Raw genomic sequence first — 18,990 nt, 5'->3', positions numbered from 1 at the left:
GGCCCCGGCACGGCCGCTCAGGACGCGCAGCGAGGGTTTTGCCCAGACGTGACGCGCGTGGGGGACTGCGGCGGCGCCCCGCAGGTGTTTACGTGGTGTCGGACTTTCCGGGATCGCTGTCACGGAGGTGTGCACCATGTCGGACGCCGCGCCGCGGCTGAAGGGGCTGTTGGAGCAGGTGCTGGGAGCACCGCTCCCGGTCCGTATTCGTGCCTGGGACGGTTCGCAGGCCGGTCCGCCGGGCGCGCCGGTGCTGGTGGTGCGTCACCGGCGGGCGCTGCGCAGGCTGTTGTGGAAGCCCGGCGAGCTGGGGCTGGCGCGTGCCTGGGTGGCCGGTGAACTGGACGTCGAGGGCGACCTGTACGCCGCCCTGGAGCTGATGTCGGGGCTGATCTGGGAGCGGGACGAGGACGCGCGGACCCTCGCGCAGGCCCTGCGGGACCCCGAGGTGCGGGCCGCCGTGCGCGGGCTGGTGCGGATGGGGGGCCCCGCGCTGCCGCCCGCGCCGCCGAAGGAGGAGGTGCGCCGGCGGACCCACCTGCACACCAAGCGCACCGACAAGCGCGCCATCAGCCACCACTACGACGTCGGCAACGACTTCTACGAGCTGGTGCTCGGCCCGTCGATGGTCTACTCGTGCGCCTACTGGGAGGCCCCCGAGGCCGAGGGCGGCACCCTGGAGGACGCCCAGCGGGACAAGCTGGAGCTGGTCTCCCGCAAGCTCGGCCTGAGACCGGGCCTGCGGCTGCTCGACGTCGGCTGCGGCTGGGGATCGATGGCCGTCCACGCCGCCCGTGAGCACGGCGTGAACGTCGTCGGCATCACGCTCTCGCAGGAGCAGGCGGCGTACGCCCGCAAGCGGGTCGCCGACGAGGGGCTGGCCGACCGGGTGGAGATCCGGGTGCAGGACTACCGGGACGTCGTCGACGGGCCGTACGACGCGATCTCGTCGATCGGCATGGCCGAGCACGTGGGGGCGGAGCAGTACCTGAAGTACGCCCGGAACCTGTACGCGCTGCTCAAGCCGGGCGGGCGGCTGCTCAACCACCAGATCGCGCGGCGGCCGCAGCGCGACGAGACGGCGTACAGCGTCGACGAGTTCATCGACGCCTACGTCTTCCCCGACGGCGAGCTGGCCCCGATCGGCACCACCGTGACCCAGCTGGAGCGGGCCGGGTTCGAGGTGCGGGACGTGGAGTCGATCCGCGAGCACTACGCGCTCACCCTGCGCCGCTGGGTCGCCAACCTGGAGTCCGGCTGGGCGGAGGCGGTGCGGCTGACCAGTCCGGGACGTGCCCGGGTCTGGCGGCTGTACATGGCCGCCTCCGCGCTGGCGTTCGAGCGCAACCGCATCGGGGTGAACCAGGTGCTCGCCGTGCGGACGCCCGAGTCCGGGGCCTCGGGGATGCCGCTGCGGGCGCGGACCTGGAACGGCTGACGCCGCGGAACACGGCGGGGGCCCCGCACCCACCGGGTGCGGGGCCCCCGCGCGGGGCGCCGCGGCTACTCGGACTTGATCGCCGCCAGCATGTTCAGCCGGGCCGCCCGGCGGGCCGGCCACAGCGCCGCCAGGACGCCGACGGTGGCCGCCAGCAGCAGGAACACCGCCATCCGGGTCCAGGGCAGGACCAGTTCGTACGTCGCCATGCGGCTGGCCAGCAGCTCCCCGGCCGCCCAGCCGAAGAACACGCCGAGGCCGATGCCCAGGACCCCGCCGAAGAGCGAGATGACCAGGGACTCCAGGCGGACCATCCGCTTGATGCCGGTGCGGTCCAGGCCGATCGCGCGGAGCATGCCGATCTCCTGGGAGCGCTCGAAGACCGACATCGCCAGGGTGTTGATGACGCCGAGGACGGCCACGATGACCGCCATGGCCAGCAGGCCGTAGAGCATGTTCAGCATCATCGTGAACATCTGCGCGATGTCCTGGGAGATGTCCTTCTTGTCCTGGACCTTGATCGCCGGATTGGCGCCCAGGGCCTTCTCCAGCAGGTTCTTCGTCGCGTCGGAGGCACCGTCCGCGGTCTTCACCATGACCTGCATGTCGACCGGATCGGTCTGGTGCGGGGCCAGCGTGGCCAGGTCGAGCATGATCCCGCTCATCATCTCGTTGGCCTGGTAGACGCCCGCGACGGTCAGCTTCTCCTTCCCGCCGTCCTCGAACGACGCGGTGAAGGACGAACCGGTCCTCCAGCCACGGGACTTCGCCGTGTCCTCGTCCACGACCACGCGGTCACCGCCGACCTGGAAGGTGCCGTCCTCGACGGGCAGCTTCGTCAGGTCGCCGAAGGTGGCGCCGTCGACCCCGGTCAGGTACTCGGTCTCACCGCCGATCCGGGCGCCCGCGTTGCGCATCGGGCTGGTGGCGGTGACGCCCTCGGTCTCCTTCAGCTTCTTCTCGACATCCGGCGAGAGGGCGTTGCCGTTCGCCATGAAGACGACGTAGTCGGCACGGATCGCCTCCGAGGCCATCTTGTCGATCGTCTTCTGCAGGCTGCCCGCCATCACCGTCATCCCGGTGATCAGGGTCAGGCCGATCATCAGCGCCGAGGCGGTCGCGGCGGTACGGCGCGGGTTGCGCACCGAGTTCTGGCGGGCCAGCTTGCCCGACACCCCGAACAGCCGCAGCACCGGCGCCGCGGCGGCGATCAGCGGCCGGGACAGCAGCGGGGTCAGCACGAACACGCCGATGATCAGCAGACAGGCGCCCAGGCCCATCGGCGCCTGACCGTCCGAGCCGCCCATGGTGGTCGCCGCGAGGACGACCGCGACGCCCGCCGCCGAGAACAGCGCACCGATCGTGTTGCGCAGCACCAGCGACTTCACCGACGCCTTGGCGTGCACGCTGCTCATCGCGGCCACCGGCGGGATCTTCGCCGCGCGGCGGCCCGGCAGCCAGGCGGCCAGCATGGTGACGAGGACGCCGACCGCGAGCGCGGCGCCGGCGGTGCCGGGCGTGATCACCAGCGGGCCGTCCGGCACGGTCTCGCCGAGGGAGCCCATCAGGGAGCGCAGGCCCGCGCCGATGCCGACACCCGCGACCAGGCCGGTCACCGCGGCGACCACGCCCACCACGAATGCCTCGATGAGTACCGTCCGGGTGACCTGGCGGCGGGAGGCGCCCACCGCGCGCAGCAGCGCCAGCTCCTTGGTGCGCTGGGCGACCAGCATGGTGAAGGTGTTGGCGATGATGAAGGTGCCGACGAACAGCGCGATGCCGGCGAACACCAGCAGGCCCTGCTTCATCCCGCTCATCTGCGAGGCGATCAGCTCGGCCTGGTCGTCGGCGAGCTGCTCGCCGGTCGTGGTCTCGACGCGGTCGGCGGGCAGCGCCTTGTCCAGCTCGGCCTTGAGCGCGCCCTGGGTGATCCCCGGCTTCGCCCGGACGGCGATCTGGTCGTACGTGCCCTTCTTGCCGAAGAGCTGCTGCGCGGTGGCCGTGTCGAACAGGGTGAGGCTGCCGCCGGCCGCGACGTTGCCGTCGTCGGTGGTGAAGACGCCGGCGATCCGCGGCGTCAGGACCGGGCCGTCGACCGAGAGCCGCAGGGTGTCACCCACCCGGTAGCCGGTGCGCTCGGCGGTCCTCGAGTCGATCAGCACCTCGCCGCGGCCCTCGGGGGCGTGGCCCTCGACGAGGGGGTAGCGGGGGTCGTCGGTGCCCCAGTAGTTGCCGCCCTGGGACTGGAAGCCGCTGCCGACGAGCTTGCCGTCCTTGTCGGCGAGGGCCGTGAACCCGGTGACGACGCCGGTGGCGGACGCGGCGCCGGGCACGCGGGCGCTCGCGTCGAGGATCTCCTGGGTCAGCTCGGGGGTTTTGCCGAGGGTGTCGCCGCGGCTCTCCTGGTACTCGGGGTCCACGGCGACGTCGACCTGGTCGAAGCCCTTGGCGGAGCTGTTCTGGTAGGCCTCGGAGAGGGTGTTGGTGAAGACCAGGGTCCCCGACACGAACGCCACGCCGAGCATCACGGCGAGCACGGTCATCAGGAGCCGGGCCTTGTGCGCGAGCACATTGCGCAAGGCGGTTCGGAACATCGTTTCTTCTCAGTCCAGGGTGGGGGCGGGCAGGGGGAGGCGGTGCGTCAGCTGGTGCGGCCCTTGCCGTCGAACCGCTTCATGCGGTCCAGCACCGACTCCGCCGTCGGCCCGTACACCTCGTCCACGATCCGGCCGTCCGCGAGGAAGACCACCCGGTCCGCGTACGCCGCCGCCACCGGGTCGTGGGTCACCATCACCACGGTCTGCCCCAGCTCGCGCACCGAGTTGCGCAGGAAGCCCAGCACCTCGGCGCCGGAGCGGGAGTCGAGGTTTCCGGTCGGCTCGTCACCGAAGATGATGTCCGGCTTGGAGGCGAGCGCCCGCGCGACCGCGACGCGCTGCTGCTGGCCGCCGGAGAGCTGGGCGGGACGGTGGCCGAGCCGCCCGGACAGGCCGACCATCTGGATCACGGTGTCCAGCCACTGCTTGTCCGGCTTGCGGCCCGCGATGTCCATCGGAAGGGTGATGTTCTCCAGCGCGGTCAGCGTCGGCAGCAGGTTGAACGCCTGGAAGATGAAGCCGATCTTGTCCCGGCGCAGCTTGGTGAGCTGCTTGTCCTTCAGGGCGCCCAGCTCGGTGTCGCCGATGCGCACGGAGCCGGAGGAGAAGGTGTCCAGGCCGGCGACGCAGTGCATCAGGGTGGACTTGCCGGACCCGGAGGGGCCCATGATCGCGGTGAACTCGGCCTGCCGGAACGCGACGGAGACCCGGTCGAGGGCGACCACCTGGGTCTCGCCCTGTCCGTAGATCTTCGACAGCTCCGTGGCGCGGGCGGCCACGGCAGTGGTCCGGTCGGCGAGGGGAGTCGTGGTCACGGGGCGGCGCTCCTGTCGGGACGGGGATCGGGGTACTGATCCATCGTCGCGGCCGTGCCGCGCCGTGGAGTCAGCCGCTGTTCCCGTTCCTGGGGCAGCCTCCGGTCGGACCGGCGGCCGCCGTGTCATACCTGGGGATGACGGGCGCCCCTGAGGCGCGAGGATGGCAAGAACAGGTGGAGTGCCCTTGTTCGGGCGGTGAAATTCCGTCATTCCGCATGCGCGGGTGACCGCCGCGCGTCAGGCTATTGGCAAGTGCGGATGGCCAGTTCCGCGTGCTGATGCACCCTCAGACCTCAATAAAATAAGACAACATCGGTCCGCCGTTCTGCTGTTCGGAGGATGCGTCCCGATAGGGTCGGAGCCGCGACGCGGAGCCTATGGCCTGCCCGGATGGTGGAATGCAGACACGGCGAGCTTAAACCTCGCTGCCCCTCGCGGGCGTACCGGTTCGAGTCCGGTTCCGGGCACTTCCGACGCCTTCGGAACGCGTGCATCATGCACTGAAATCTTCGCCGCTCCGGCGCCGCTCCTCCACCGCACCGGCCCACGGTGACGAGATCGTCACCGTGGGGCCACGGTTCGGTTCCTCGCGTGCCGGGAATCACCCGGCCGCGTAGCGTGTTGCGCAGCACGTGGGGGGAAAGATCCTCCCCAAGCACTAGGGTCATTCCTTTGCCTGTCTATTACTCTTGAGCCAAGGCTACGCAGGGTGGCCATGGAGGAGTGAAATGAGGAGCAGCAACCCGGTCTTCTCGCGACGGGGGTTCAGCCGCGACAACGGCTACGCGGGCTTCAACACCGCGCCGCAGGCCGGGGGCGCAGCTGTAGGCACGCAGGGCAACCCGTACGCCACGGGCAACCCCTACGCCCAGCCCGGCGCCGGCGCCGACCCGCACGCGCAGAACCCGTACGCCCAGAACCCCTACGCGCAGAACCCGTACGCCCAGCAGGGCGCACCGCAGGCCCCGGTCGCCACCGGCAACCGGATGACGATGGACGACGTCGTCATGCGCTCGGCCATGACGCTCGGCACCGTCGTCGTCGGCGCCGTCCTGGCCTGGGCCCTGCTGCCGGTCTCGTCGACCAGCTACGGCCTGGCCGTCGGCGCCGCGCTGATCGCCTTCGTCCTGGCGATGGTGCAGTCCTTCAAGCGCAAGGCGTCCCCCGCGCTGATCCTGTCGTACGCCGCCTTCGAAGGCGTCTTCCTCGGCGTGATCAGCGAGATGTTCAACAGCCGGTGGTCCGGCGCGCCCTTCCAGGCGGTCCTGGGCACCATGGCGGTCTCCGGCGCCACACTGCTGGTGTACAAGGCCGGCTGGGTCCGCGTCACCGCCCGTTACGCGCGCATCGGCATGACGATCGCCCTGGCGTTCGTCCTGGTCATGGCGGTCAACCTGCTGCTGGTCGTCTTCGGTGTCGCCGAGGACGGCGGACTGCGCAGCATGGGCCCGCTCGGTGCGATCGTCGGCATCCTCGCGATCGTGCTCGGCGCGTTCTTCCTGACCCTCGACTTCAAGCAGATCGAGGACGGCATCGCCTACGGCGCGCCGCGTGAGGAGTCCTGGCTGGCCGCGTTCGGTCTGACCATGACCCTCGTGTGGATCTACATCGAGATGCTGCGTCTGGTCGCCATCTTCTCCGGCGACGACTGATCCGCAGCCGTCACCATGCGGAAGGGCCCCGGGTTCGTCCCGGGGCCCTTCCGCGTCTGCGGGAACGGAGCGCGGCCCGCGGGAAGGCCCGCGGTCCACGGGGCGCAGCGCGCTCAGAACCTGCGCGCGGCCCTCCTCAGGTCGTACTCGTGGATGATCGCTTTGGCGTGGCCGTACGCCAGGTCGTACTCGTGGCGCAGCCAGCTCACCTTCTCCTCGAAGCGGAGAGCGGGGCCTTCCTCGACGGTGCGCAGCCAGTCGGCGACTTCACGACCGGTGCAGTGGGGGATGCGGGCGAGCAGGTTGCGGTGGGTCTCCTCGGAGAAGACTTGGGACATCGGCGCCTCCGTACGCAAGGGGATGTAAGCCGGTCCTTCACGTCACCGTGCCTGAGCCTTCGCCCGTTGGCAACAGTGCCGGTGTCTGTTGGAAACGGTCCCGGTACGGGGCGTAGGGTCACCGCGTGGTTGATACGACGCCTTTGAACCGTGCGGTGGATCACTTCGCGGACCGGCTGCGGGCCGCGCCGCAGAGCCGGTTGCAGCGCAGCGCTGCCGCCGCGGCTCTGGAGCTGGCCAGGGAGCTGGCCCGGTGGGCGCAGGAACTGGAGACGCCCGGGGTGGAGCCGCGGGTGATGCCGGACGCGGGGATGTTCGCCGCCGCGGATCAGGTGAGTGTCGCCGCGCACGACCTCGCGGTGGTGCTGCGCAGCGAGGACGAGGTCGCCGAGGCCGTGCGGCTCGTCGAGGAGGCGCAGAAGAAGGCGGGAATCTGACCGCTGCCGGCGGATGCGGCGGAGCGGGGGCTGCCTCACGGGCTCCCCGCCCCGAGGGCCGTCACGCCGGTCCCGCGGGGACCGGCCGGTGGGGCGGGCTCTCCTAGACGGACGCTATGACCCGGTCCGCCAGGACGTAGACGTTCTCCTCGCCGCACTCGAAGGTGAGGGTGTACGCGCCGGAGATGCCGGAGCCGCCGAGGAGGAACGGCGTCTCGCCCGCGTCGAGGGCGGCGGCCAGGCGCTCCGCGGTCTCCCGGTGGCCGGGGGTCATGCAGAGGGTGGTGCCGTCGGCGAAGACGTAGACGTCGAGGGTGCCGAGCGGGCCCGGGCGGACGTCGGTGAGTCCGGTGCGGGCGGCGGCCAGCTCCTCCAGGACCGCGACGGTGCGCTCGTGGTCGTTCACGACCGGAGACGCGACGGGGACGAAGTCCGGGTGGGAGGGGTGGCGGCGGCGGGCGGCGGCCAGCTCGGGGGAGTCCCCCGGGAGCTCCTCGGCCTCGGCGGCCGGTTCCAGGCCCACGAGGTCGGCCTGGCGGGGCAGGAACAGATCGCTGTCGGAGAGGGACAGCAGCGACGGCGCGTCGGAGACGTCACGGGCCTCCTGGGCGGCCCAGAAGGCCCGGGCCTCGGCCAGCTCCCGCTCCCGCTCCTCGGCCAGCGCCTCGGCGACGGCCGCGCGTATCTCGTCCGTGTCCGAGGTGGTGCGCGCGGCGGGGACGTGGACGCGGGCCGTGCGGGCCGCGGCCAGCTCGGCGTGCAGGGCCGCGACCTGGCGGCGCAGCTGCATGAGGGTGCGCAGGACGGCGACGCCCACGGCACCGGTGGCGGCCGTGGTGACCAGCAGGGCGATCGGCATGGCGCTCACTGACGTACTCCCGGTTCAAGTCGACCCCCGACTTCCTACATCAGCTTGATGGGTGAACTAACCAGCTGTCAGTGCGTAACGTCACGAAACGGACAGGTCCCTGTGTCGCGTGGTCCTGGTGGGGCGGCCCTGACCTGCGACGTCGTCGCGCCGGGGGAGATAGGTCACATCCTGGGGGAGATTGGATCACAAAACGGCCCAGAACCCAGGTGGTTCCGGGGTTCCGGGCCGTCGGATGACGCGGCGTGCCGCGCCGGTCACTCAGGGGTGGTTCAGCTCAGGCGCTCGATGACCATCGCCATGCCCTGGCCGCCGCCGACGCACATGGTCTCCAGGCCGAACTGCTTGTCGTGCCACTGGAGGGAGTTGATGAGCGTGCCGGTGATGCGGGCGCCGGTCATGCCGAAGGGGTGGCCGACGGCGATGGCGCCGCCGTTGACGTTCAGCTTCTCCAGCGGGATGCCCAGGTCGCGGTAGGAGGGGATCACCTGCGCGGCGAACGCCTCGTTGATCTCGACCAGGTCGATGTCGTCGATGGTGAGGCCGGCGCGCCGCAGGGCCTGCTTGCTCGCCTCGACCGGGCCGTAGCCCATGATCTCGGGGGAGAGGCCGGAGACGCCGGTGGAGACGATCCGGGCCAGCGGGGTCAGGCCCAGTTCGCGGGCCTTGGTGTCGGACATGATGACCAGGGCGGCGGCGCCGTCGTTCAGCGGGCAGCAGTTGCCCGCGGTGACCAGGCCGTCGGGGCGGAAGACCGGCTTCAGGCCGGACACGCCCTCCAGGGTGACGCCGGCGCGCGGGCCGTCGTCCTTGGACACCACGGTGCCGTCGGGCAGCGTGACCGGGGTGATCTCGCGCTCCCAGAAGCCGCTCTTGATGGCCTCCTCGGCGAGGTTCTGCGAGCGGACGCCGAACTCGTCCATCTCCTGGCGGCTGACGCCCCAGGAGCGGGCCAGGTTCTCGGCGGTCTGCCCCATGGCGATGTACGGGTCGGGCAGCAGGCCGTCCTCGCGCGGGTCGTGCCAGGTGGCGCCCTCGGACTCGGCGACGGCGGCCGTGCGGGCGACGGCGTCGGCGAAGAGCGGGTTCTGGGTGTCGGGCATCCCGTCCGAGGTGCCCTTGACGCTGCGGCTGACCATCTCCACGCCCGCGGAGATGAAGACGTCGCCCTCGCCGGCCTTGATGGCGTGCAGGGCCATCCGGGAGGTCTGGAGCGAGGAGGAGCAGTAGCGGGTGACGGTGCAGCCCGGCAGGTGGTCCATGCCCATCTGCACGGCGACGATCCGGCCGAGGTTGTGGCCCTGCTCGCCGCCGGGCAGGCCGCAGCCGAGCATCAGGTCGTCGATGTCCTTCGGGTCCAGCCCGGGGACCTTGGCGAGGGCGGCCTGGATGATCGTGGCGGTGAGGTCGTCGGGGCGCAGGTCCTTGAGCGAGCCCTTGAAGGCGCGGCCGATGGGGGAGCGGGCGGCTGAGACGATCACGGCTTCGGGCATCACGGCTCCAGTGAGTGCATGCAGACGGGCGGGCAGGGCTGGTTGGGAAGTTACCCGTACGTATGCGCGCGGTCACGATGTTCGCGGTGTGACATGGACCGCAACTTTCTAAGCGCTTGCTTGGCTTCTCGGGCGCGGGCCGGGCGACGGCTCACGCCCCCGTCGTACCCGGCCACGCCCTTGTCGTACCCGTCTCACGTCCCCGCCGTACCCCCTCACGCGCGCGTCTGCGCCTCCGGCGAGTGCGGATCCGGCTCCACCTCCGGCATCCGCCGCCGGCGCCGCCGCTTCAGCAGCGCCCAGGGCCCGCGCGTGCCCGTCGGCATCGCGGCCGCGACCTCCGTGCCCGCCTCGGACGCCGCCTCCGCGGCGGCCCGGGCCACCGGCAGGAAGCCCTCGCGGCGGGAGACGTCCGGGCGCTCCTCCTCGGCCGGCCACAGGCCCAGCGCGGCGCACACCGTGGGCAGCATCGCCATCGCCGCGGTGGCGTACCCCTCCGCCGACGGGTGGTAGCTGTCCGGCCCGAACAGCTCCCGCGGGTTCGCCGCGAACTCGGGGCCCAGCAGATCGCCCAGCGACACCGTACGGCCGCCCTGCTCGACCACGCCGATGGTCTGCGCGGCGGCCAGCTGGCGCGAGACCCGGCGGGCCAGCCAGCGCAGCGGCTGCTGCACCGGCTCGATGGTGCCGAGGTCCGGGCAGGTGCCCACGACGACCTCCGCGCCGGCCGTGCGCAGCCGCCGGACCGCCCCCGCCAGATGACGCACCGAGCGGGTGGGCGGCATCCGGTTGGTGACGTCGTTCGCGCCGATCATGATCACGCACACGTCGGGGGCCGGTCCCGGGCCGGAGAGCACCAGCGCCACCTGCCGGTCCAGATCGTCCGACATCGCGCCCGGCACCGCCACGTTGCGCAGTATCACCGGCCGCTCCGCCACCGCCGCGAGCCCGGAGGCCAGCAGTGCGCCCGGCGTCTGCCCCGCCCGGTGCACGCCCTGCCCGGCGGCGGTGGAGTCGCCCAGCAGCGTCAGCCGCAGCGGCTCCCCGGCCGGAGTGGCGTAGCCGCCGCCGTACAGGCCGTCCGCGCGCGGCACGTACGGCGAGGAGCCGTTGGCGAGCACCTGCCGCCTGGCCAGCGTCGCCTCCGCCAGCAGCAGCCCGACGACCGCCGCGCCCGCCAGGCCGATGCCGCCGCCCCCGTAAGCCGCGCCGGCCGCGATGCGCCGCGCCACCCTCGCCCTCGACATGCTGGACATACGCCGCCGCCACCTCCTCGTAGCCGTACACCCACTCCTTGCCCCGTACGGCCCGTCCGTCAATCGCAACCGCGAGTGAACGACGCTCCCGGGGTCGTAGGCTGGCGGCACCACGACCACTTCCTTTTGCAGCGACCGGAGACAACGGTGCAGTTCCACGACTCGATGATCAGCCTCGTCGGCAACACCCCGCTGGTGAGGCTCAACAGCGTGACCAAGGGCATCAAGGCGACGGTGCTCGCCAAGGTGGAGTACTTCAACCCGGGCGGTTCCGTGAAGGACCGCATCGCCCTGCGCATGATCGAGGCGGCCGAGCGGAGCGGCGAGCTCCAGCCGGGCGGCACGATCGTGGAGCCGACCAGCGGCAACACGGGCGTCGGCCTGGCGATCGTGGCCCAGCAGAAGGGCTACAAGTGCATCTTCGTCTGCCCGGACAAGGTCTCCACCGACAAGATCAACGTCCTGCGCGCGTACGGCGCCGAGGTGGTCGTGTGCCCGACCGCGGTGGCCCCCGAGCACCCGGACTCCTACTACAACGTCTCCGACCGGCTGGTCCGTGAGACGCCGGGCGCCTGGAAGCCGGACCAGTACTCCAACCCGAACAACCCGCTCTCCCACTACCACTCCACCGGCCCCGAGCTCTGGGAGCAGACGGCGGGGCGGATCACCCACTTCGTGGCGGGCGTCGGCACCGGCGGCACCATCTCCGGCACCGGCCGCTACCTGAAGGAGGCGTCCGACGGCAAGGTCAAGGTCATCGGCGCCGACCCGGAGGGGTCCGTGTACTCCGGCGGCTCCGGGCGCCCCTACCTCGTCGAGGGCGTCGGCGAGGACTTCTGGCCCACCGCCTACGACCAGGAGATCGCCGACGAGATCGTCGCCGTCTCCGACAAGGACTCCTTCCAGATGACCCGCCGCCTCGCCAAGGAGGAGGGCCTGCTGGTCGGCGGCTCCTGCGGCATGGCGGTCGTCGCCGCGCTGCGCGTCGCCGAGCGGCTCACCGAGGACGACGTGGTGGTCGTCCTGCTGCCCGACAGCGGCCGCGGCTACCTCAGCAAGATCTTCAACGACGAGTGGATGGCCGACTACGGCTTCCTGGAGGACGCCGGCCCCAGCGCCCGGGTCGGTGACGTGCTGGACGACAAGGAGCACGGCGCGATCCCGTCCCTGGTCCACATGCACCCGGACGAGACGGTCGGCCAGGCCATCGAGGTGCTGCGCGAGTACGGCGTCTCGCAGATGCCGGTGGTGAAGCCGGGCGCCGGCCACCCCGACGTGATGGCCGCCGAGGTCGTCGGCTCCATCGTCGAGCGCGAGCTGCTGGACGCGCTGTTCGCCAAGCGGGCCTCGCTGGACGACCCGCTGGAGAAGCACATGTCGGCCCCGCTGCCGCAGGTCGGCTCCGGCGAGCCGGTCGGCGACCTGATGGCCGTGCTCGGCAAGGCCGACGCGGCGATCGTGCTCGTCGAGGGCAAGCCGACCGGTGTGGTGAGCCGGCAGGACCTGCTGGCGTTCCTCGCGAAGAACGCCAAGTAGCCGGCACGACGCCACGGCGAACCTGCGGTGAACCGCGGCTGAAGACGGCGAATTCACGGTGACGTGACGGAGAGCCGGCTGCGCGGAAGTGGTACGAGGGTGTCACGTTCGCGCAGCACCCGCTTAACACGGGACCGGCACAGTGGTGGGTGTCGGCGGAGGCGGGAGCGGCTCCCCGCCCCGGCCGGCGACCAGCGGCGCCAAGGACCCTCCGGAGCGGCTCCCGGACCTCCATGGACGCCACGGACGCGGGGTGCGGCCTGACCCGGCCCGCGTCCCCCGCGGGGACCGCCGTCGTCCCGCCCCCCGGCAACGGGGGTGCGGCGGTCCCCGCGCACACCTCTTCGCGGACCTCGGGCCCGACTGCCGAGGCTCCCGGTCCTCTTCCGTCGTCCCGGGATCGGTCCTCCCAGGTCGCCCCGGGATCGGTCCTCCCAGGTCGCGGGGTCAGTCCCCCCAGGTCGTCCCGGGGTCAGTCGTCCCAGGTCGCGGGGTCAGTCCTCCCAGCCGGAGTCGCCGCCGCGCCGTCCGCGTCCGCGGAAGAGGCCGGGGGTGGTGCGGGCCGCCTGCACCAGGTTGACGCCGACGATGCCCGCCCAGGCGACGAGCAGACCGCGCAGCCCCGCGGTGCCGGCGCCGATGCCGGACAGCGGGATGGCCAGGACCAGCGACACGATGCCGAAGCCGAAGCGCTCGCCCCACGAGTCCGTGGCGTCCGGCGACCGCGATCCCCGCGCCGCCGTCAGCTGCCGCTCGGCCACCTGCCGCCGCACCCGGCGCTCCACCGCGTCGTCGATGCGCTGGTCGACCTTCTCCAGGAAGGAGTCGACCAGCGCGGACTCGTAGTCCTCGCCCAGCTCGCGGCGCGCGTGCAGCGTCGCGTCGAGTTCTTTCTTCAGGTCGGGGCCCAGCCCGTCCGCTCCCGTCATGGCTCCACGGTAGGAAGCGGGCGGCGCCGGGACACTGGGGATAGCCCCCCTGTTGCCCGGCTGCATAGGAACATGCAGAGTTTCCGTTACCTGAATAGACGGACCGGCCAGACGGACCTGGTGACAAGGGGGAGCACGGCATGAGCCCGACCGACAGCCCTGCCGCACGCCTGCAGGCGCTCTTCGAGGGGCATCGGCTCACGCCGACCCAGCGGCGGATCGCGCACAGCATGGTGCGCCGCGCCGCCGACGTGCCGTTCCTGTCCAGTGTGGAACTCGCCGAACTGGCCGGGGTCAGCCAGCCGTCCGTGACCCGCTTCGCCGTCGCCCTCGGCTTCGACGGCTACCCGGCCCTCCGGCGCCACCTGCGCGAGGTCGTCCCCGCCGAACAGGTCCCGGACGCCGGGGAGTTCAACGAGTACCAGCAGGCCGTCGAGGCCGAGATCGAGAACCTCCGGCACCTCGCCGACGCGCTGGCCGATCCCCGGCCGGTGCAGCGCGCGGGCCGGGTCCTCGCCGCCAGCCGACCGCTGCCCGTCCTCGGCCTGCGGGCCGCCGCCGCCCAGGCGCACGGCTTCGCCTACTTCGCCGCCAAGGTCCACCCCGACGTACGGCTGCTCAACGAGGGCGGCACCATGATCCACGACCGGATCGACGGCGCCGTGCGCGCGGGCGCGAGCGCCCTGCTCTGCTTCGCGCTGCCCCGCCACCCGCGCGAGGTCGTGGACACCCTCGGCTACGCCAGGGAAGCGGGCCTGACCGTGGTGACGGTCGCCGACTCCGCGTTCGCCCCCGTCGCCAAGGTCTCCGACCTGCTGCTGCCCGCCGCCGTCGGCACCGGGCTCGCCTTCGACACCGCCTGCGCGCCGATGCTGCTGGGGCGGGTGCTGCTGGAGGCGATGTGCGACGGGCTGCCGGAGGCGCAGGCCAGGCTGGAGGAGTTCGACACGCGGGCGGCGGCCCGGGGCCTGTTCGTGGAGTAGCCGGAGGGCGGACGGCCCCGCGGGCGCGCGTTCTCAGACTCGTCTCAGGTTCCGGCGCTAACCTGCCGGGCCGTCAGCACTGTGCCGGACGACGAGGAGGCGGAACGTGGCACGCGGAGGTCAGGGACTGGCTCGGTCGGCGGTCGTCGTACGGGCGGGCGCCGCACCGCTGTGGTGGCTGGGCGTCTGCGCGGCCGGGGCCGGTCTGTTCGTCCCGGGAGCGACGGGCCGGCGGATCGGGGTGTACGCCGGTGCCGCGCTGTTCCTCGTGGCCGCGGCGGTGGTCGCCGTGGTCCGCCGGCGGCGCTACGCGGCGCTGGCCCGCGGGGCGGCCCGGGCGGGCCGCAACGACGTCCTCCAGGACCGCGCCGTGACGGCCCGGGCCTGGCGGCGCGGGCACCGCTGGTGGCTGCTGCTCGGGTTCCTCGCGGCGCTGGGCGCCAATGCCGCGGTGCCGGTGGCCGGCGGGCTGCTGCTCGCCGGGTGCGGGGCCGGGCTGTGGCTGAAGGCGGCGTGGCTCGGCCGTCTGGAGCGGACCCGGGAGGAACTGCTGTGGGTGCGGGTGGACTGGCTGGCGCGCGGCGGGCGGCCGGCCGGCCGGACCGTCAAGGCGTACCGGAGCACCGGCATCGCGGCGGGCGACGCGGCCCCGGGCGGGGCGCGCCGCCGCGGCGCGGTCCGGGGTGAGGCGCGCCGCCGCGGCGCGGTCCCGGGCGGGGCGCGCCGCCGCAGCGCGGCACTGGTCTGACCGGCCGGGCCCGGCCGGTGGGGTGCGTCAGACCTCCAGTTCCTCCTCGATCTTCTTCAGCTGGTGGCGGGCCATCGCCAGGTTGGCCCGCTTGCTGTCGAGGGCGAGGTAGAGGAAGAGCCCGTTGCCGCCGCGGCCCTTGAGCAGCCGGATCAGGTGGTACTGGTCGGACAGCGTGATCAGGATGTCCTCGATCTCGCTCTTCAGGCCGAGGTGCTCCATGGTGCGCATCTTGGCGCGCACCACGTCCGTGTTGCCCGCGGCGGCGACGTTCAGGTCGAAGCTCTTGCCGCCGCCCAGCGTGCCCAGCGCCATGCCGCTGGTGTAGTCGACGAGCGCGACGCCGGTGGCGCCCTCGATCGAGGCGAGTGCTTCCTTCAGCGCGGTCTCGGTGTTCGCCATGGTGGTGTCCTCTCGGTTGCCGGTTCTCGGTTCTCGGTGACGGGGCGGGGATCGGGGCGGGCGGGGACGGCGGACTCGAGGAGTTCGCCGATGCGGGCCCCGGCCCTGCGGCCCTCCAGGTGGAGGCGGCCGACGTTGACGCGGTCCTGCGAAAGCAGCGTGAGCACGGCGGTACGGCCCGCCGCGTAGGTCGCCACATAGCCGTGCTCGCCCCGCACGAGCAGCTCGCGCAGCCCGCCCCGGCCGGTGGCGTCGGCGAGCCGTACCGCGACGCCCAGCGACGCCGCGGTGAGCGCGGCCAGGCCGTCCGGTTCGACCCCGGGGGTGTCGTGCGCGAGGACGAGGCCGTCCACGCTGGCCGCGAGGGCACCGGTCAGCTGGGGCATCCGGGCCCTCAGCCGGTGCAGTTCGTCGAGGATGCCGGACTCGGCCGCCATCGGAGCGCTCCTCTCGGCGTGTGGACAGGCGGGCGATCGGTGCCGTTCAAAGGGCCTCCAGCGCATCCCTGAGCCTCTTCAGCAGGGCGATGTCGGGGTCGGTGAACTCGGGCAGGCGGCTCTCGGCGGGCGGCGGGGACTGGGGAGGGTGCGGCGGGGTGGGTGGCGGCTGGACCGGTGGCGGCTGGACCGGTGGCGGGGCGGCCGGTCCGGAGGGGAGGGGAGGGGTGTGCGGCGGCGCGGGGAGCGGTGGCGTGAGCGGTGGGGCGGGCAGGGGCGTGAGCGGCGGTGGGGCGGGTGGTGGCGGGGTGAGCCGGGGTGGATCGCGCGGCGGCGGATCGAGCGGGGCCACCAGACCGGTGGCCGCGAGGCGGCGGACGTCGACCAGGGTGTGGAAGCCGTGCCTGCCCAGCTCCCGGGCGATGTCCGCGGCCGTGCGGACCCCGTCCACCAGGGCCAGCACCGCCTGCTGCCGGGGCGACGGCGCCCGGCCGCCCGAGGGGTCAGGGCGGATCAGCGCGGCGGTGTCGGCGCGCGGATCGGGCCAGATGCGGTGCAGCAGCTCCCGCCGGCGCAGGGTCTCCCGCTCCACGTCGGCCACCGGCACCGGGCGGAACCCGGCGGGCGCCCCGGGGTCGCCGTAGCGGAACCGCCCGGGCGCGCTGCTCGGCGCGAGCACGAAGTACGCGGCGTCGAACAGTGCGGCCAGCCGGCACAGCTCCAGCGCGCCCGCGGGGAGCCGCCCGCCCGCCACCAGCAGCCGCCCGGCGTCCGCCCCGGCCCGGTCCGCCGCCTCCCGCCAGGCGGCGGAGTCCAGCGTGCCGTGGGCCGTCAGGAGCACGTCGAGGCCGGGAGCGGCCGGGCTCTCGGCGTGCGCCACGCCGCCCTCGACGAGGTGGAGGGCGCCGCGCTCGCGGACCAGGACGCCGGTGGCGCGCTCGGCGGCGAGCCGGGACAGCATCGGCGACGGACCGGAAGCCGCCCGCGCCGGGGCGCCCGCACGGTCCCGCACCGGCAGGGGCGGCGGAGTGGTGCCGACGGCGCTCATCCCAGGACCAGCCGTCCGGCCAGTTCGCCCAGCCGGATCCGGGCCAGGGCGAGGTTGCCGTCCGCGCGGCCGAGCCACACGTGCAGGAACACCGTGCTGTCGAACGACGTCGGCACGAACCGCAGGACGTGGTAGGAGTCGCGGTTGCTGATCAGCAGGTCCTCGACCGGTGGATCGGCCGCGCCCGGACCGCCGTCCGGGGCGAACGTCTTGTGCTCGGCGGCGAGCCGGGCCAGCTCCGCGGACTCCGCGCAGGCCGCCTCCGCGTCGCCGCCCGGGAACTCCCCGACGACACCGAGCGCGAGCCCGCTCGTCCAGTCCACCAGCGCCGCGCCCCGGGCACCGGGCAACCGCATCGCATCCAGCAGGCACTCGTCGATCCCGGGCACGCTGACTCCCCTCCCCGCCTGTCCTTCGGTCGAGTGACGCCGAAACTACGCTCTGTGGAGAGGACGGGTGAGGGTTCCGGCATTTTCCGCAGGAACATGCGCCGGGCGTACTAGTGTGGGTCAACTGCCCATGTGTTCACGTCAGTTGAACGGCGAACCGAGCGGTGCGCGTCAAGGGCGCCCGGGCCCGCGCAGGGTGGTGAGCGCGTTCGCCCGCGCCCCTCCGGACTCCGCCACGATCTCCTCCAGCGTCTGCGGCTCGCGGACCGTCGCGAAGGCCACCCCGCCCGCGCCGTCGGGCGCGAACCCGTGGATGCCGGGCCGGGCCAGCGAGTTGTACGCGTAGTGGTGCGCGAAGTAGTAGGCGCCGGTGTCCAGCGCCGCCGCGTAGTCGCCCGGTTCGAGCAGGGGCAGGGCGCGGGCCTCGGCGAGCAGGTCGCCCGCGAAACAGGCCGGGCCCGCGACGTCCTGCACCGCCTGCGGACCCTGCTTCGGGCGGCCCACGGCGTCGTAGGCCGCGATCCGCAGCGGCCAGGCGGCGGGCGCGTAGACCGTGCGGGTGGCCACCTGGACGCCCGCGTGGGTCACCGCCACCGGGCGCCCGCCCGCCGACTTGGTGTACTCCACCCGCGCCACCACCGTGCCGTGCTTGGCCAGCAGGGACCGCCCGAACTCGGTGACCAGCCCGTACCGCCCGGCGAAGAGGCCCGGGACCGCCTCGCGCAGCAGCCGGGCGTACCGCGCGTACGTCGGGCTCGTCTCGTCCGAGGCGAAGTTCACCGGCAGGCCGCCGCCGATGTCGATCGTGTCGATCTGCGGCCGGCCGATCCGCCGGTTGATCTCCTCGGCGAGCGCGTGCACCTCGGCGATCCCCCGGGCCATCAGCGGCAGCGGAACGCCCTGTGATCCGGTGTGCGCGTGCAGCCGGGTGAGCCAGGGCCGGTCGGCGCAGGCCCGGACCACCCACTCCCGCGCCCCCTCGTCGCGCAGCGCCACCCCGAACTTGGAGGTGGCCGTCGCCGTGGAGAGTGCCTCGATGGAGCCAGCCCCCACCTGCGGGTTCACCCGCAGACCCAGGGGCGAGCGGCTGGGCGCGGAGGCCATCAGGGCGTCGAGGCGGGCCAGCTCCTGCGGGTTGTCCGCGTTCACCGCGATGCCCAGCGCCAGCGCCTGACGCAGTTCCGCCGGGGTCTTGGCGGGGGAGTCCAGCACCGTCCGCTCCGGCGGCACGCCCGCCGCCCGGGCCAGGGCCAGCTCGCCGGGGCTCGCCACCTCCGCGCCGATCCCCTCCTCGCGCAGCAGCCGCAGCACCGGCACCAGCGGGGTCGCCTTCACCGCGAAGGCGTGCAGCACCGGGGTGCCCGGCGCCACCACCGCGTCGAACGCCGCCCGCAGCTCGGCCGCCGACTCCCGGATGCCCGTGACGTCGAGCAGCCCGACGATGGGCGTGGCCGGGCCGAGCAGGCCGCGCTCCACGGCCGCGCGGACCGCCTCGTCCCGGCGGGCCGCCCGCTCGTCGCCCTGCTCGTCGCCCCGCTCGTCGCCCCGCGTGGCGCCGTCCGCGCCGTCCCGTGCGGCGCCGTCGTTCCTCGTGTCGGCCACACCTGCCCCCGTCCCGTCG

Annotated in this window: 18 protein-coding genes and 1 tRNA gene; 7 read left to right on the top strand and 12 right to left on the bottom strand. The window is 73.1% G+C overall.

Annotated features, from left to right (window positions below; translation table 11 throughout):
- Window positions 1-136: 136 nt before the first annotated feature.
- Window positions 137-1,438, top strand: coding sequence for an SAM-dependent methyltransferase (locus SGLAU_RS13885; protein ID WP_043501489.1), 1,302 nt, complete (start codon window positions 137-139; stop codon window positions 1,436-1,438).
- Between the two features lie 65 nt (window positions 1,439-1,503).
- On the opposite strand, the gene SGLAU_RS13880 is transcribed toward SGLAU_RS13885, so the two are convergent.
- Both SGLAU_RS13880 and SGLAU_RS13875 read right to left on the bottom strand, forming a co-directional pair.
- Window positions 1,504-4,032, bottom strand: a complete 2,529-nt coding sequence (locus tag SGLAU_RS13880) for an ABC transporter permease (protein ID WP_043501487.1) — start codon at window positions 4,030-4,032, stop codon at window positions 1,504-1,506.
- A 47-nt stretch (window positions 4,033-4,079) separates the two neighbouring features.
- The gene (locus tag SGLAU_RS13875) at window positions 4,080-4,850 is read right to left on the bottom strand and encodes an ABC transporter ATP-binding protein (RefSeq protein WP_043501484.1); all 771 of its coding nucleotides are present in this window, start codon (window positions 4,848-4,850) and stop codon (window positions 4,080-4,082) included.
- Window positions 4,851-5,237: 387 nt separating this feature from the next.
- On the opposite strand from SGLAU_RS13875, the gene SGLAU_RS13870 reads away from it, so the two are divergent.
- Window positions 5,238-5,320: transfer RNA gene (locus SGLAU_RS13870), tRNA-Leu, on the top strand.
- Between the two features lie 261 nt (window positions 5,321-5,581).
- Window positions 5,582-6,505 carry a Bax inhibitor-1/YccA family membrane protein gene (locus SGLAU_RS13865; protein ID WP_043501482.1) on the top strand — a complete coding sequence of 308 codons (924 nt, stop codon included), beginning with the start codon at window positions 5,582-5,584 and terminating at the stop codon, window positions 6,503-6,505.
- Window positions 6,506-6,618: 113 nt separating this feature from the next.
- Here the strand turns inward: SGLAU_RS13865 and SGLAU_RS13860 are convergent, their stop codons facing one another.
- Window positions 6,619-6,843, bottom strand: coding sequence for a DUF4287 domain-containing protein (locus tag SGLAU_RS13860; RefSeq protein WP_043501480.1), 225 nt, complete (start codon window positions 6,841-6,843; stop codon window positions 6,619-6,621).
- 155 nt (window positions 6,844-6,998) lie between these two features.
- Here SGLAU_RS13860 and SGLAU_RS13855 point away from each other — a divergent pair, with 155 nt between their 5' ends.
- Window positions 6,999-7,280, top strand: coding sequence for a hypothetical protein (locus tag SGLAU_RS13855; protein ID WP_043501478.1), 282 nt, complete (start codon window positions 6,999-7,001; stop codon window positions 7,278-7,280).
- 103 nt (window positions 7,281-7,383) lie between these two features.
- Here SGLAU_RS13855 and SGLAU_RS13850 read toward each other — a convergent pair whose 3' ends face one another.
- The 3 genes from SGLAU_RS13850 to SGLAU_RS13840 all read right to left on the bottom strand — a co-directional run bounded on the left by SGLAU_RS13850 (window position 7,384) and on the right by SGLAU_RS13840 (window position 10,897).
- Window positions 7,384-8,148: a hypothetical protein gene (locus SGLAU_RS13850; RefSeq protein WP_043501476.1), complete on the bottom strand. Its 765-nt coding sequence runs from the start codon at window positions 8,146-8,148 to the stop codon at window positions 7,384-7,386.
- A gap of 272 nt (window positions 8,149-8,420) precedes the next feature.
- Window positions 8,421-9,641, bottom strand: a complete 1,221-nt coding sequence (locus SGLAU_RS13845; RefSeq protein ID WP_043501475.1) for an acetyl-CoA C-acetyltransferase — start codon at window positions 9,639-9,641, stop codon at window positions 8,421-8,423.
- Between the two features lie 215 nt (window positions 9,642-9,856).
- Entirely contained in the window at window positions 9,857-10,897 is a 1,041-nt protein-coding gene (locus SGLAU_RS13840; protein ID WP_043501473.1) for an SGNH/GDSL hydrolase family protein, read from the bottom strand.
- Window positions 10,898-11,044: 147 nt separating this feature from the next.
- Between SGLAU_RS13840 and SGLAU_RS13835 the strand changes: the two genes are divergently transcribed.
- Window positions 11,045-12,433: a cystathionine beta-synthase gene (locus tag SGLAU_RS13835; RefSeq protein WP_043501471.1), complete on the top strand. Its 1,389-nt coding sequence runs from the start codon at window positions 11,045-11,047 to the stop codon at window positions 12,431-12,433.
- 494 nt (window positions 12,434-12,927) lie between these two features.
- Here the strand turns inward: SGLAU_RS13835 and SGLAU_RS13830 are convergent, their stop codons facing one another.
- On the bottom strand, window positions 12,928-13,362 hold the full coding sequence (locus SGLAU_RS13830) for a hypothetical protein (protein ID WP_043501470.1): 435 nt from the start codon (window positions 13,360-13,362) through the stop codon (window positions 12,928-12,930).
- A 140-nt stretch (window positions 13,363-13,502) separates the two neighbouring features.
- On the opposite strand from SGLAU_RS13830, the gene SGLAU_RS13825 reads away from it, so the two are divergent.
- Together SGLAU_RS13825 and SGLAU_RS13820 are read left to right on the top strand one after the other, a co-directional pair.
- Window positions 13,503-14,345: a MurR/RpiR family transcriptional regulator gene (locus SGLAU_RS13825; protein WP_043501468.1), complete on the top strand. Its 843-nt coding sequence runs from the start codon at window positions 13,503-13,505 to the stop codon at window positions 14,343-14,345.
- Between the two features lie 106 nt (window positions 14,346-14,451).
- Window positions 14,452-15,093, top strand: a complete 642-nt coding sequence (locus tag SGLAU_RS13820; RefSeq protein ID WP_244315209.1) for a hypothetical protein — start codon at window positions 14,452-14,454, stop codon at window positions 15,091-15,093.
- Window positions 15,094-15,120: 27 nt separating this feature from the next.
- On the opposite strand, the gene SGLAU_RS13815 is transcribed toward SGLAU_RS13820, so the two are convergent.
- From SGLAU_RS13815 to SGLAU_RS13795, 5 genes are all read right to left on the bottom strand, one after another.
- Complete coding sequence (locus SGLAU_RS13815; RefSeq protein WP_043501466.1) at window positions 15,121-15,495, bottom strand: hypothetical protein; 375 nt, start codon at window positions 15,493-15,495, stop codon at window positions 15,121-15,123.
- Entirely contained in the window at window positions 15,471-15,932 is a 462-nt protein-coding gene (locus SGLAU_RS13810) for a roadblock/LC7 domain-containing protein (protein WP_043501465.1), read from the bottom strand. The genes SGLAU_RS13815 and SGLAU_RS13810 overlap by 25 nt, the downstream gene beginning before the upstream one ends.
- A 46-nt stretch (window positions 15,933-15,978) precedes the next feature.
- Entirely contained in the window at window positions 15,979-16,980 is a 1,002-nt protein-coding gene (locus tag SGLAU_RS13805; protein WP_043501463.1) for a hypothetical protein, read from the bottom strand.
- Window positions 16,977-17,369, bottom strand: a complete 393-nt coding sequence (locus tag SGLAU_RS13800; RefSeq protein WP_043501462.1) for a hypothetical protein — start codon at window positions 17,367-17,369, stop codon at window positions 16,977-16,979. The genes SGLAU_RS13805 and SGLAU_RS13800 overlap by 4 nt, the downstream gene beginning before the upstream one ends.
- Window positions 17,370-17,540: 171 nt before the next feature.
- Window positions 17,541-18,971: a diaminopimelate decarboxylase gene (locus SGLAU_RS13795; RefSeq protein ID WP_052413748.1), complete on the bottom strand. Its 1,431-nt coding sequence runs from the start codon at window positions 18,969-18,971 to the stop codon at window positions 17,541-17,543.
- Window positions 18,972-18,990: the final 19 nt, after the last annotated feature.

The sequence above is a fragment of the Streptomyces glaucescens genome (genome assembly GCF_000761215.1).
GTDB lineage: Bacteria > Actinomycetota > Actinomycetes > Streptomycetales > Streptomycetaceae > Streptomyces > Streptomyces glaucescens_B.
The sequence above is the reverse complement of the archived record's forward strand: the minus strand, read 5'-3'. Positions and strand labels throughout refer to the sequence as shown.